Raw genomic sequence first — 12,567 nt, 5'->3', positions numbered from 1 at the left:
GAGTGCGGTGCCGGTGCGGCGTGAGTGACTTCTCCTGGTTGCCGTTCCTAGGGGTCCTAGGATAGAACTAGGACCCCTAGGAACGAGGTGGGCGCATGGTGCGTGCAGGGCTGACGGCGGAGCGGGTGACGGTCGCGGGCGCCGAACTGGCGGACGAGGTCGGGCTCGACCGGGTGACCATGTCGCAGGTGGCGCGGCGGCTCGGCGTGAAGGACGCGAGCCTCTACGCGCACGTCCGAGGTCTGGAGGACCTGCGCGGACGGATCGCGCTGCTGGCGGCGGACGAGAAGACCATCCGTATCGCGGAGGCGACCGCGGGACGGGCGGGCAAGGACGCGCTGGTCGCGTTCGCCAACGCCTGGCGGGAGTACGCCCACCGGTATCCGGGCCGCTACACGGCGACGCAGACCCCGATCGAGATCGCCCCCGAACTGGTCGCCGACGCGCCCGGACCGCGGCGTGCGGTCGAGCTCACCTACGGCATGCTGCGCGGCTACGGACTGGCCGAGCCGGACCTGACGGACGCGGTCCGGTTGCTGCGCGCCACGTTCCACGGGTTCGTCGCCCTGGAGGCCGCGGGCGGGTTCGCGCACGAGCGGTCGCCGCAGCGGTCCTGGGGCCGCGCACTCGACGCCCTGCACACGCTCCTGGAGCACTGGCCCCCGTACCGAGAAGGAGAGTCCGCATGAGCGACCGGACCACCGGCAGCCTGCGCGTGAACGGCGCGACCCTGCACCACGAAGTGCGCGGCCGGGGCCCGCTCCTGCTGCTGATCCCCGGCGGCGCGGGCGGCGCGGCCTCCTTCGACGGCATCGCCGACGCCCTGGCCGCCGAGTACACGGTCGCGACCTACGACCCGCGCGGCATGTCCCGGAGCACGCTGGACGACACCCGGGCCGAGCAGCGAGTGGCCGAGCACGCCGACGACGCGTTCCGCATGCTGGAACTGCTGTCGCCCGGTGAGCCCGCCCGTGTGTTCGGCGCCAGCTCGGGCGCGATCGCCGCCCTGCACCTGCTCACCGCCCACCCGGAACGCGTCGAACGCGTCGTGGCGCACGAGCCGCCGGTGGTGGAGGTCCTGCCGGACGCCTCCGAACACCGCGCGTTCGTCGCGCGCGTGCGGGAGACGTTCCACGCGCAGGGGCTCATGCCGGCGATGGGCGTCTTCGCCGCGGGGCTGAAGAAGGACGGCGACGCCACCGAGCCGAAGGCGCCGACCGAACTCCCGCCGGAGGCGGCGGCGCGGGCCGAGCGGACGATGGCGAACCTGCCGTACTTCGTCGGGCGCATCGTGCCCGGCTTCATGTCCTACGTCCCGGACATCCACCGCCTGGAGGCGCTGTCGGACCGGCTCGTGCTCGCCTGCGGCCAGGACTCACGCGGTGAGCTGCCCTACCGTCCGGCCGCCTTCCTGGCCGAGCGCCTCGGCACCCCGCTCCTGCACTTCCCCGGCGGCCACACCGGCCTGACCACGCACCCCGCCGAGTTCGGCGAGCTCCTCCGGAAGGCGTTCCGAGCCTGAGGTGGCCTCGATGTGCGTCAGGACCGCTCCCCTCCCGCCTTCCGGACCTGACACCCCGATGAGGGGCGGGAGCCGGGTAGGTGCGCCCCGGCGCTGTGCGAGACGGTGAGAGATGAGAGGGTCTAGCGGGTGAGCCAGACACCACCGAACACCCTGAAATACTGCTTTGACGGGCCAGAAGACGCCCCAGTCCTGGTCATAGGCCCATCACTGGGTACTTCATGGCACATGTGGGACCGGCAGATACCCGAGCTCTCCCAGCACTGGAGGGTCTTCCGGTACGACCTCCCGGGGCACGGCGGCGCCCCCGCCCACCCCGCCACCGGCGTCGCAGAACTCTCCGACCGCCTGCTCGCCACCCTGGACAGCCTCGGCGTCCAGCGCTTCGGATACGCGGGCTGCTCCATCGGCGGCGCGATCGGCGCCGATCTGGCGCTGCGCCATCCCCACCGGGTCGCCTCGCTGGCCCTGGTGGCGGCCTCGCCCCGGTTCGGCAGCGCCGACGAGTTCCGCCAGCGCGGCGTGATCGTCCGCACCAACGGCCTGGAGCCGATGGCCCGTACCGCCCCCGAGGCCTGGTTCACCCCCGGCTTCGCCGCCGCCCAGCCGGCCATCGTCGAGTGGGCGGTCCAGATGGTCCGCACGACCGACCCCGGCTGCTACATCGCCGCGTGCGAGGCGCTGGCCACGTTCGACATGCGTACGGAACTCGGCCGCATCAGCGTCCCCACCCTCGTCCTGGTCGGCGCCGAAGACCAGGTCACCGGGCCCGCCGAGGCCCGCACGCTCGTCGCGGGGATACCCGATGCCCGGCTCGCGCTCGTTCCCGGTGCCTCCCACCTGGCCCCCGTCGAGCAGCCCGGGGCCGTCACCGACCTGCTCCTCACGCACTTCTCCACTGCCTGGCAGGACACCCCGGGCCCCACCCCCGTCCCGTTCCCCGCACCGCCCGCCGTCCCGCCGGTCTCCGCCCCCTTCGCGCCCGTCGCGGAGATCGCCGCGGCCCCTGCCGGCCCGGAGACCGCGGGAGGGGCCGGGGACGACCGCTACGACAGCGGCATGAAGGTCCGCCGCGAAGTGCTGGGCGATGCCCATGTGGACGGTGCGCTCGCCGCGTCCGACGCGTTCACCGACGACTTCGAGGAACTGGTCACCCGTTACGCCTGGGGCGAGGTCTGGAACCGCGACGGTCTCGACCGCCGCACCCGCAGCTGCGTCACGCTCACCGCGCTGGTCGCCTCCGGTCACCTGGAGGGACTCGCCGCCCACACCCGGGCCGCGCTGCGCAACGGGCTCACCCCCGACGAGATCAAGGAAGTGCTGCTCCAGTCCGCCGTGTACTGCGGCATCCCGGCGGCCGGCGCCGCGTTCGCCATCGCCAGGTCCGTGATCCAGGAGGAAACCAGGCCGCCCGCGTAGCAAGATGGGCGCATGGACGCATCGCCTCTCACGCTCACGAAGAAGACGCACTCCTGCATCCGGCTCGAAAGGGAAGGGCGGGCGCTCGTCATCGACCCCGGTGGCTTCTCCGAGGGTGACGCGGCGGTCGGCGCCGACGCGATCCTGGTGACGCACGAGCACCCCGACCACTTCGACGAGGCGCGGCTGCGCGCCGCCCTGGAGGCCGATCCGTCCGTCGAGATCTGGACCCTGCGCAGCGTGGCCGACCAGCTCTCCGCCGCCTTTCCCGGCCGGGTCCACACCGTGGGCCACGGAGACACGTTCGCCGCCGCCGGCTTCGACGTGGAGGTGCACGGCGAGCTGCACGCGGTGATCCACCCGGACATCCCGAGGATCACCAACATCGGCTTCCTGATCGACGGTTCGGTCTTCCACCCCGGAGACGCGCTGACCGTGCCCGACCGCCCGGTCGACACGCTGATGCTGCCGGTGATGGCTCCGTGGAACAAGATCTCCGAGGTCATCGACTATGTGCGCGAGGTCCGGCCGCGGCGCGCCATCGACATCCACGACGCCCTGCTCACCGATCTCGCCCGCCCGATCTACGACAGCCAGATCGGCAAGCTGGGCGGCACCGACCACGGCCGGCTGGCCCCCGGCGGCGCCACCCAACTCTGACCGGGAGCGCGGGGCGGCCGGGAGCACGACGGCTGTCAGTGGGAGGGGCTAGGTTTACTGGTATGCGCATCGCCACCTGGAACGTCAATTCGATCACCGCCCGCCTCCCGAGGCTGCTGGCCTGGCTGGAGAGCACCGGCACGGACGTGCTGTGCCTCCAGGAGACCAAGTGCGCCGCCGAACAGTTCCCGGCCGAGGCACTGCGCGAGCTGGGCTACGAGTCCGCGGTCAACGCCACGGGCCGGTGGAACGGGGTCGCGCTGATCTCCCGCGTGGGCCTCGCCGACGTCGTCACCGGCCTGCCCGACGGCCCCGGCTACGAGGGCGTGCAGGAGCCGCGCGCGATCTCGGCGACCTGTGGCCCGGTCCGTCTCTGGTCGGTCTACGTGCCGAACGGCCGCGAGGTGGCGCACGACCACTACGCGTACAAGCTGGCCTGGTTCGAGGCCCTGCAGAAGGCCGTCGCGGCGGACGCCGCAGGCTCCCAGCCGTTCGCCGTCCTCGGCGACTTCAACGTCGCCCCGACGGACGAGGACGTCTGGGACCCGGCGCTCTTCGAAGGGGCCACGCATGTCACGCCGGCCGAGCGCGCCGCGCTCGCGAGTCTGCGCCAGGAAGGGCTGTCGGACGTGATGCCGCGCCCCCTCAAGTACGACCGTCCGTACACGTTCTGGGACTACCGGGAGCTCCGCTTCCCGAAGAACAAGGGCATGCGGATCGACCTGGTCTACGGAAACGCCCCCTTCACGGTCGCGGTCAAGGACAGCTACGTGGACCGTGAGGAGCGCAAGGGCAAGGGCGCGTCCGACCACGCACCGGTGGTCGTCGACCTCGACCTCTGAGCGGAGGCGTCCTAGGACCTCGGCGCCGGCAGCAGGTGCGGCGCGTGGGCCCGCACGGCATCGGTGACCTGCCGCTTGGACGGGTTCACCATGGACCGGCCGGCGACCGTCACGGTCGGTACGGTCTCATTCCCGTCCGCGACCGACCGTACGAAGGCGGCGGCATCCGGGTTCCGCCAGATGTTCACCTCGGTGTACGTCAGTCCGGAGAAGCGCAGCCGGAGCCGCAGCTTCATGCAGTACGGGCAGCCGGGCCGCCAGTAGACGACCATGCCGCCGTCCTCGTCGCCCCGGCTGCCCTCATGCGCCGTGCCGTCGGCCATCGCGAGCCCTCATTCCCGTGTCCTGCGGGCCTGTTGGCCCTTCGGCACCACCATAAGGGCACTGTCAACGCAGGGTTGACGCCACGCAGGCGTCAACCTACGGTTGACATATGACGAATCCCGTCCGTTCCGTGCACCCCATCCGTCTCGACGACCTGATCGAGGCCGTCAAGAAGACCCACCCCGACGCGCTGGAACAGCTCTCCGGGGCCGTGATCGCCGCGGACCATCTCGGCGAGGTGGCCGACCACCTCATCGGCCACTTCGTGGACCAGGCGCGGCGGTCCGGTGCCTCCTGGACCGATATCGGCCGCAGCATGGGGGTCACCCGGCAGGCCGCCCAGAAGAGGTTCGTACCCAAGAGCCAGGGGGAGGCGCCGGACCTGGACCCGAGTCAGGGTTTCAGCAGGTTCACGGAGTCCGCCAGGAACGTCGCCGCGGGTGCCCACAACGAGGCCAGGGCCGCGCGCAACGAGGAAGTCCGGGCCGAGCACCTGGTGCTGGGACTCCTCGGGCAGCCCGACGCGCTCGCCGCCCGGACGATCGTGAGCCAGGGCGTATCGCTGACGTCGGCCCGTGACGCCGCGACCGCGGCCCTGCCGGCCGGCGCCGACGAGGTGCCCGAACTCATCCCGTACGACGCCGGTGCGCGCAAGGTCCTGGAACTCACCTTCCGCGAGGCGCTGCGGCTGGGGCACAACTACGTCGGGACGGAGCACATCCTGCTCGCCCTGCTGGAGTCCGAGGACGGATCGGGCGTGCTCACCGGCCTCGGCATCGACAAGGAAGCGGCCTCCGCCGCCATCGCGGAAGCGGTGGCTGCCGAAGCCGAAGCCGAAGCCGAAGCTCCCGGGACCCGCGGGCACTCAGTGGACGGAGAACCCGCCGTCGACGAACAGTGACTGGCCGGTGACGTAGGCGGAGGCGCCGCTCGCCAGGAACACGGCCGCGCCCGCGAAGTCCTCCGCCAGCCCGTTGCGCTTGACCATCGTGCGCGCGGCCAGCGCCGCCACCTTCTCCGGGTCGGACGACAGCCGTGTGTTGAGCGGCGTCATCACGAAGCCGGGCACCAGGGTGTTGCAGGTGACCCCGCGCGGCGACCAGGCCTCCGCCTGCGAGCGGGCCAGCGACTCCAGCGCCCCCTTGGAGACCCCGTACGCGCCGCTGTTGACGAAGGCCCGGTGCGCCTGCTGGGAGGTGATGTGGATGATCCGGCCGAAGCCCCGCTCCGCCATGCCCGGCCCGAACCGCTCGCCCAGCAGGTATGGCGCCTTCAGGTTCACCGCCATCGTGGTGTCCCAGACGTCCTCGCCGAGTTCGCCCATCGGGGGCCGCAGATTGATCCCGGCGCAGTTGACGAGAATGTCGGGCTCTCCGAACGCCGAGGCCGCCTCGTCGGCGGCCGCGCGGACGCCCTCGGAGGTGCTCAGGTCGCCACTCACCCAGGCCGCGCGGCAGCCGTCGGCGGTCAGCTCGTCGACCGCGGTGGCCAGTTCGGCCTCCCTGCGGGCCACGATCACCACACGCGCACCGGCGTGGGCGAGCGCGCCGACGATGGACCTGCCGATGCCGGAACTGCCGCCGGTCACCACGGCGACACGGCCGTCCAGGGAGAAGAGTTCGGAAAGATACGACTGCGTGATCATGGGCAGACTCTAATCGCGGGGCTACTCCGCTCCGTTGCGGGCCAGCGCCTCACCCGTTCCCTCCCGGTCTGTTCTGATTTGTCAGGTCTCAGGTCGGAATAGGCAGCGCGCCCTGTGGTGCGGAACACGGCGGGGATGGGACCCTAGTGGTATGAACATCCCCTTCTTGGACAACTGGCGTAAGCGTCAGGGTGGTACGCAGGGGGGCGCTCTCGCGGCCGCCGTCGAAGCCAACCCGGACGGTGTGGCCGAGCTGCTCGCCGAATGCGAACTGCTGCGTGTCCGAGCTGAGCAGAACGGACTCGAACTGGACGACAGTCCCGCCTCGTTGAGCGCACTCGACCAGCTCCCGCCCCGCTGGCGCGACGATCCCGAGGAGCTGCCCTGGCTCGGCAATGACGCGGGCCTCTATCTCGGCACCGTCCTCGTGCGGAACGTGCCCGGCGCCGCCTGGCACATCCGCCCCAGCGGTCAGCCCGTGGTGTGCCTGGACTCCGGGCGGGAGATCGATGTGGTCGAGGCCGGACTCGACTGGGCGATGTCGGGCAGCCCCGAGCTCTCCCAGGTGTACGCGGAGTCCGCCGAGAGCTGACGCCGTCACCAAATCGAGATAAACAGCCTTATCGCCCCCCAATGCGTGTCGGCCGCTAAGTCCCGTACCCGGACGGATAGTTTGCGCTGACTTCAACACAAGCGACATATGGGTAGGGCAGTGTATGGCCGTCGATCCGTTGATCGAGCTGCGGGGCGTCAACAAGCACTTCGGGGCGTTGCACGTACTGCAGGACATCAATCTCACCGTCGGCCGCGGGGAGGTGGTGGTGGTGATCGGCCCCTCCGGCTCCGGTAAATCGACGCTCTGCCGGACGATCAACAGACTTGAGACGATCGAGTCCGGCCACATCGCCCTCGACGGCAAACCCCTCCCCGAGGAGGGGAAGGGACTGGCGCAGCTCAGGGCCGAAGTGGGCATGGTCTTCCAGTCGTTCAACCTGTTCGCGCACAAGACCGTGCTGGCGAACGTCTCCCTCGCTCAGATCAAGGTCCGCAAGCGCAAGAGGGAGGAGGCCGACAAGCGTTCACGGGAGCTCCTGGACCGGGTCGGGCTCGTCGCGCACGCCGACAAGTACCCGGCCCAGCTCTCCGGCGGCCAGCAGCAGCGCGTGGCCATCGCCCGCGCCCTGGCCATGGACCCCAAGGCCCTCCTCTTCGACGAGCCCACATCGGCGCTCGACCCGGAGATGATCAACGAGGTGCTTGAGGTCATGCAGCAGCTCGCCCGGGAGGGCATGACCATGGTCGTCGTCACCCACGAGATGGGCTTCGCGCGGTCGGCGGCCAACCGTGTCGTCTTCATGGCCGACGGAGCCGTCGTCGAGGACCGTCATCCGGAGGAGTTCTTCACCGCCCCGTCGAGTGACCGCGCCAAGGACTTCCTGTCCAAGATCCTCAAGCACTGACGGGGGATTCCTGGTGCGTACGAGAAAAGTCCTGGCCGCGCTGGCCTGCCTGCTGCTCGCCGTCCTCGCCGCGGGCTGCGGCAAGGACGGCAGCCCGCCGGTCAAGGGGCCCAAGCCCGGGGCGCTGCCCCACTACGAGGTGGACACCGGCTTCGAGCTGCCCGATTCGAGGACCTGGCGCAAGGCCAGGAGCCGCGGATACCTGATCGTCGGAGCCAAGGAGGACCAGCCCTACCTGGGAGAGAAGGACCCGGCCAGCGGTGTCTACTCCGGCTTCGACATCGAGATCGCCCGCATGATGGCGGCCTCCCTGGGCTTTGAGCCGGACACGGTCCGCTTCAAGACCATCGCGTCCGCCAACCGCGAGACCGCCCTCCAGAACGGGCAGATCGACTACTACGTCGGCACCTACACCATCAACGACATGCGCAAGAAGATCGTCGGCTTCGCCGGACCGTACTTCATGGCCGGTCAGGGACTGCTGGTACGCACCGACGAGGACGACATCCACGGGCCGCAGGATCTGGACGGCAAGACCGTCTGTTCCGCCGCCGGATCGACGCCGTACCAGCGAATCGCCGATGACTACCCCAGGGCCGACCTCGTCGCCTACGACACGTACTCGATCTGCGTCGACAACCTGCTGACCTTCCAGGTCGACGCCGTCACGACCGACGACGCCATCCTGCTGGGCTTCGCCGCCAAGGCCCCGGAGGAGATGAAGGTCGTCGGGAAGCCGTTCTCCGAGGAGCCGTACGGCATCGGCGTCCCGCGCAGCGACAACGCGCTGCGCTTCGCGCTGGACGACGCCCTGGAGGCCAACGAGAAGAACGGCAACTGGAAGAAGGCGTTCGAAGCGACGCTGGGGCTCTCCGGAGTGCCCGCGCCGACGCCGCCGCCCATCGACCGCTACCCGGCGAACTGAGGGGACCGGCCATCACATGGATGTACTCACGGAGAACTTCTCCCTCTACGGCAAGGGGTTCCTCGGCACCGTCGAACTCACCGTCTACTCCTCGGTCCTGGCCCTGGTCCTCGGCTTCCTCATGGCCTCGTGCCGGGTGGCGCCCGTCGGCTCCTTCCGGGTGCTCGGCACGGTCTGGGTGACGGTCCTGCGCAACACCCCGCTCACGCTGCTGTTCTTCGCGGTGCTGCTGGGGCTGCCGCGCTTCGGGCTCGTCCTGCCGTTCGAGGTCTTCGCCGTCCTCGCGCTCGGGTGCTACACCTCCGCGTTCATCTGCGAAGTCCTGCGCTCGGGCATCAACACCGTGCCCACGGGCCAGGGGGAGGCGGCCCGCAGCCTCGGAATGAACTTCGGGCAGACCCTCAACGCGGTCGTCCTGCCCCAGGCGTTCCGCTCGGTGATCCCGCCGGTCGGCTCGACGCTGATCGCCCTCGCCAAGAACTCGGCGATCGCCGGCGCGTTCAGCGTCACCGAACTGCTCGGCACCTACAAGACCCTCAACGAGCTGGGCTACAGCATCATCTGGTCCTTCGTGTGGATCGCCGTCGGTTACCTGCTCATCACCCTGTCCATCAGTGCGCTCTTCAATGTGCTGGAGAAGCGCTGGGGAGTCGCCCGATGACCCACTCCGCGCCCTCGGCCACCGCGCTCTACGACATCCCGGGACCGCAGACCCGCAGGCGGCACCGTCTGTACGGCATCGTGTCCACGGTCCTGATCCTCGCCCTGCTCGGCTGGATCATCTATCTGCTCTTCGACACCGACCAGTTCACCAGCGAGAAGTGGACGCCCTTCGAGTACGAGGGCATCCAGGAACTCCTGCTGCGCGGGCTCGGCAACACCCTCAAGGCGTTCGCCTACGCCGCCGTGCTCTCCCTCGCGCTCGGCGCCGTGCTCGCGGTCGGGCGGCTCTCCGTCCACCGGCCGGTCCGCTGGGTCTGCACGCTGCTCGTCGAGTTCTTCCGCGCGATGCCCGTCCTGGTGATGATCTTCTTCATCTTCGTGGCGCTGAAGGTACAGCCGCTGCCCGCCCTCGTCGCGGGGCTGACCCTCTACAACGGCTCCGTGCTCGCCGAGGTGTTCCGTACCGGAATCCACTCCGTGGACCGGGGCCAGCGGGAAGCCGCCTACGCGCTCGGTATGCGCAAGACGCAGGTCACGACCTATGTGCTGGCGCCCCAGGCGGTACGGGCCATGCTGCCCACCATCATCAGCCAGTTGGTGGTGGCGCTGAAGGACACCTCGCTCGGTTATCTGATCACCTACGAGGAGTTTCTCCACGCGGGGAAGCTGATCGCGTCGAATCTCGACTACGATCTTCCTTTCATCCCTGTGGTGATGGTGATCTCGCCGATTTACATCGGACTCTGCATGCTGCTCTCATGGTTCGCCACGTGGGTGGCCAAGCGGGAGCGGCGCAACGTCAAGACCAAGGCCGTCGAGGTCGCTCCGGCGGAACCCGGAACGCTGCTGCCCGGCGGGCAGTAGCCGAGCGGTACCCGCCCGGCAGCAGCCGGTGATCACTTCTCGTACGGCGGAACCGGACACCATCCGGGCCGTGCAGGGCGAGGAGAAGGTCAGCTGCGCGCCGGTCGGGTTGTGCTCGATAGGCCGAGCGGCCCCCCGTCGTGGAGATGCGCGACGAGGGCCGCTCTCCCCGGTCCCGGAGAGGAAACCCGCCGCGCCCGCCTTCGGAGTGCGGTGCGACTGAGGCCCGGGTTCTTGTTCGAGGCGGTCCTGACGATCGGGGCGGGGCGGAGTTACCCTGCGCGGACGATCCTTCACTGGAGGTGCGCATGCGTCGTTCCGTCGCGCGGAATGTCTCGTTCTTAGGAGTTCTCGCCGTTGTGGCCTCGGTCGGGGCAGCCGCTCCCGCCGGTTCCACGACGCCGGCCGGCCCGCCGCCCAAGTCACCGGTGGCGGTGGGATACGGGGGCGCGGTGGCGAGCGTGGACGCCGATGCCTCGGCCGCCGGCATCGAAGTGCTCCGCAACGGCGGCAACGCGGTCGACGCGGCCGTGGCGACCGCGGCGGCGCTCGGTGTCACCGAACCGTATTCGGCGGGCATCGGCGGCGGTGGCTACTTCGTCTACTACGACGCCGCCAGGCGGACCGTACAGACCGTCGACGGCCGCGAGACCGCACCCCGCAGCGCGGACTCCTCGCTCTTCCTGGAGAACGGGAAGCCGATCGCCTTCGGCGAGGCCATGACCAGCGGGCTCGGGGTCGGTACGCCCGGCACCCCGGCCACCTGGGACACCGTGCTGGACGCCTGGGGCAGCAAGTCGCTGCGACAGCTGCTGAAACCGGCCGAGCGGCTCGCCCGCGACGGCTTCGTCGTGGACGGCACGTTCCGCTCGCAGACCGAGGGGAACCAGGCCAGGTTCGCGGACTTCCCGGACTCCGCGAAGCTGTTCCTGCCGGGCGGACGGCTCCCGGTGACCGGCTCCGTCTTCAAGAACCCCGACCTCGCGCGTACGTACGGGGAGCTGGGCCGGGAAGGCGTCGACGCCCTGTACCGGGGGGAGTTGGCCGAGGACATCGTGTCCACGGTCCGTAATCCGCCCGTCGACCCGGCGGCGGCCCGGGTGGTGCGGGCCGGTGATCTGACGGTCAGGGATCTGAAGCGCTACCGCACCCTGCGTCAGGACCCGACCAGGGTCGGCTACCGCGGTCTCGACGTGTACGGCATGGCGCCGTCCTCCTCCGGTGGTACGAGCGTCGGCGAGGCGCTCAACATCCTGGAGTCCACGGATCTCGCCAAGGCGAGCCCGGAGCAGTATCTGCACCGCCTCATCGAGTCGAGCCGGATCGCGTTCGCCGACCGCGGCCGCTGGGTGGGTGACCCCGCGTTCGAGGACGTGCCGGTGCGGGGGCTGCTCAGCCAGCGGTTCGCCGATGCCCGGGAGTGCCTGATCGACGACGGCAAGGCGCTGACCAGTCCGCTGGCGCCCGGCGACCCGCGTGACCCGGCCGCCTGCGAGAGCACCGGCGTGGCAGCCCCGACGACGTACGAGGGGGAGAACACCACCCATCTGACCGCTGCCGACAAGTGGGGCAACGTCGTCGCCTACACGCTGACGATCGAGTCGACGGGCGGCAGCGGCATCACGGTGCCGGGGCGTGGCTTCCTGCTCAACAACGAGCTGACCGACTTCTCCTTCGCGCCCGCCAGTCCTGCCGTCCACGACCCCAATCTGCCGGGTCCCGGCAAGCGGCCCCGCTCGTCGATCTCGCCGACCATCGTGCTGGAGCACGGCAGGCCGGTCCTCGCGCTGGGCTCGCCGGGCGGCGCGACCATCATCACCACCGTGCTCCAGACCCTGACCGGCCATCTTGACCGCGGGCTCCCCCTGGTCGAGGCCATCGCGGCCCCGCGTGCCAGTCAGCGCAACTCACCGACGACGGAGATCGAGCCCGGACTGTGGGACAGTCCGGTCCGCGCCGGTCTCGAATCCCTCGGCCACGCGTTCCGGCTGAACCCGGAGATCGGGGCGGCGACCGGGGTGCAGCGGCTGCCCGACGGACGCTGGGTCGCGGCGGCGGAAAAGGTGCGCAGGGGCGGGGGCTCGGCGATGGTGGTGCGTCCGGGCTGAACGTCGTGACAGAACAGCCGTGGGCGGGGGGGGGGGGGGGGGGGGGGAGGGGGGGGGAGGGGGGGAGGGGGGAGAGGGGGGGGGGGAGGGGGAAAGGGGGGGGGGGGGGGGGGGGGGGGGAGGGTGAGGGGGGAG

The 12,567-nt window shown here is 70.3% G+C and carries 14 protein-coding genes; 12 read left to right on the top strand and 2 right to left on the bottom strand.

Annotation, left to right across the window (positions count from 1 at the left end; translation table 11 throughout):
• The first annotated feature begins 95 nt into the window (after positions 1-95).
• The 5 genes from AC07FA_RS31715 to AC07FA_RS31695 all read left to right on the top strand — a co-directional run bounded on the left by AC07FA_RS31715 (position 96) and on the right by AC07FA_RS31695 (position 4,443).
• The gene (locus tag AC07FA_RS31715; RefSeq protein WP_479079785.1) at positions 96-689 is read left to right on the top strand and encodes a TetR/AcrR family transcriptional regulator; all 594 of its coding nucleotides are present in this window, start codon (positions 96-98) and stop codon (positions 687-689) included.
• Positions 686-1,522, top strand: a complete 837-nt coding sequence (locus AC07FA_RS31710) for an alpha/beta fold hydrolase (protein ID WP_479079784.1) — start codon at positions 686-688, stop codon at positions 1,520-1,522. The genes AC07FA_RS31715 and AC07FA_RS31710 overlap by 4 nt, the downstream gene beginning before the upstream one ends.
• Before the next feature lie 129 nt (positions 1,523-1,651).
• Positions 1,652-2,941 carry a bifunctional 3-oxoadipate enol-lactonase/4-carboxymuconolactone decarboxylase PcaDC gene (pcaDC, locus tag AC07FA_RS31705; RefSeq protein WP_479079783.1) on the top strand — a complete coding sequence of 430 codons (1,290 nt, stop codon included), beginning with the start codon at positions 1,652-1,654 and terminating at the stop codon, positions 2,939-2,941.
• A gap of 12 nt (positions 2,942-2,953) precedes the next feature.
• Complete coding sequence (locus AC07FA_RS31700; protein WP_479079782.1) at positions 2,954-3,601, top strand: MBL fold metallo-hydrolase; 648 nt, start codon at positions 2,954-2,956, stop codon at positions 3,599-3,601.
• Positions 3,602-3,663: 62 nt separating this feature from the next.
• The gene (locus tag AC07FA_RS31695; RefSeq protein WP_479079781.1) at positions 3,664-4,443 is read left to right on the top strand and encodes an exodeoxyribonuclease III; all 780 of its coding nucleotides are present in this window, start codon (positions 3,664-3,666) and stop codon (positions 4,441-4,443) included.
• Between the two features lie 11 nt (positions 4,444-4,454).
• On the opposite strand, the gene AC07FA_RS31690 is transcribed toward AC07FA_RS31695, so the two are convergent.
• Positions 4,455-4,766 (bottom strand): glutaredoxin domain-containing protein, encoded by a 312-nt coding sequence (locus AC07FA_RS31690; protein WP_479079780.1) that lies wholly within the window; start codon positions 4,764-4,766, stop codon positions 4,455-4,457.
• A 110-nt stretch (positions 4,767-4,876) separates the two neighbouring features.
• On the opposite strand from AC07FA_RS31690, the gene AC07FA_RS31685 reads away from it, so the two are divergent.
• Positions 4,877-5,668 (top strand): Clp protease N-terminal domain-containing protein, encoded by a 792-nt coding sequence (locus AC07FA_RS31685; protein ID WP_479079779.1) that lies wholly within the window; start codon positions 4,877-4,879, stop codon positions 5,666-5,668.
• Here AC07FA_RS31685 and AC07FA_RS31680 read toward each other — a convergent pair.
• Positions 5,633-6,412, bottom strand: a complete 780-nt coding sequence (locus tag AC07FA_RS31680) for an SDR family NAD(P)-dependent oxidoreductase (protein WP_479079778.1) — start codon at positions 6,410-6,412, stop codon at positions 5,633-5,635. The two genes, AC07FA_RS31685 and AC07FA_RS31680, sit on opposite strands and share 36 nt — an antisense overlap.
• Positions 6,413-6,563: 151 nt before the next feature.
• On the opposite strand from AC07FA_RS31680, the gene AC07FA_RS31675 reads away from it, so the two are divergent.
• The 6 genes from AC07FA_RS31675 to ggt all read left to right on the top strand — a co-directional run bounded on the left by AC07FA_RS31675 (position 6,564) and on the right by ggt (position 12,432).
• On the top strand, positions 6,564-7,004 hold the full coding sequence (locus AC07FA_RS31675) for a DUF6278 family protein (RefSeq protein WP_479079777.1): 441 nt from the start codon (positions 6,564-6,566) through the stop codon (positions 7,002-7,004).
• A 124-nt stretch (positions 7,005-7,128) separates the two neighbouring features.
• On the top strand, positions 7,129-7,872 hold the full coding sequence (locus AC07FA_RS31670; RefSeq protein WP_479079776.1) for an amino acid ABC transporter ATP-binding protein: 744 nt from the start codon (positions 7,129-7,131) through the stop codon (positions 7,870-7,872).
• Positions 7,873-7,885: 13 nt separating this feature from the next.
• Positions 7,886-8,797: a glutamate ABC transporter substrate-binding protein gene (locus tag AC07FA_RS31665; protein WP_479079775.1), complete on the top strand. Its 912-nt coding sequence runs from the start codon at positions 7,886-7,888 to the stop codon at positions 8,795-8,797.
• Between the two features lie 16 nt (positions 8,798-8,813).
• Positions 8,814-9,458: an amino acid ABC transporter permease gene (locus AC07FA_RS31660; protein ID WP_479079774.1), complete on the top strand. Its 645-nt coding sequence runs from the start codon at positions 8,814-8,816 to the stop codon at positions 9,456-9,458.
• Positions 9,455-10,324: an amino acid ABC transporter permease gene (locus AC07FA_RS31655; protein WP_479079773.1), complete on the top strand. Its 870-nt coding sequence runs from the start codon at positions 9,455-9,457 to the stop codon at positions 10,322-10,324. The genes AC07FA_RS31660 and AC07FA_RS31655 overlap by 4 nt, the downstream gene beginning before the upstream one ends.
• A gap of 308 nt (positions 10,325-10,632) precedes the next feature.
• Entirely contained in the window at positions 10,633-12,432 is a 1,800-nt protein-coding gene (gene ggt, locus AC07FA_RS31650; RefSeq protein WP_479079772.1) for a gamma-glutamyltransferase, read from the top strand.
• The last annotated feature ends 135 nt before the right edge of the window (positions 12,433-12,567 follow it).

It is taken from the genome of Streptomyces sp. NPDC045968 (assembly GCF_056430475.1).
Note: the sequence above shows the minus strand (reverse complement) of the source record. Positions and strands in the feature narration are given on the sequence as shown.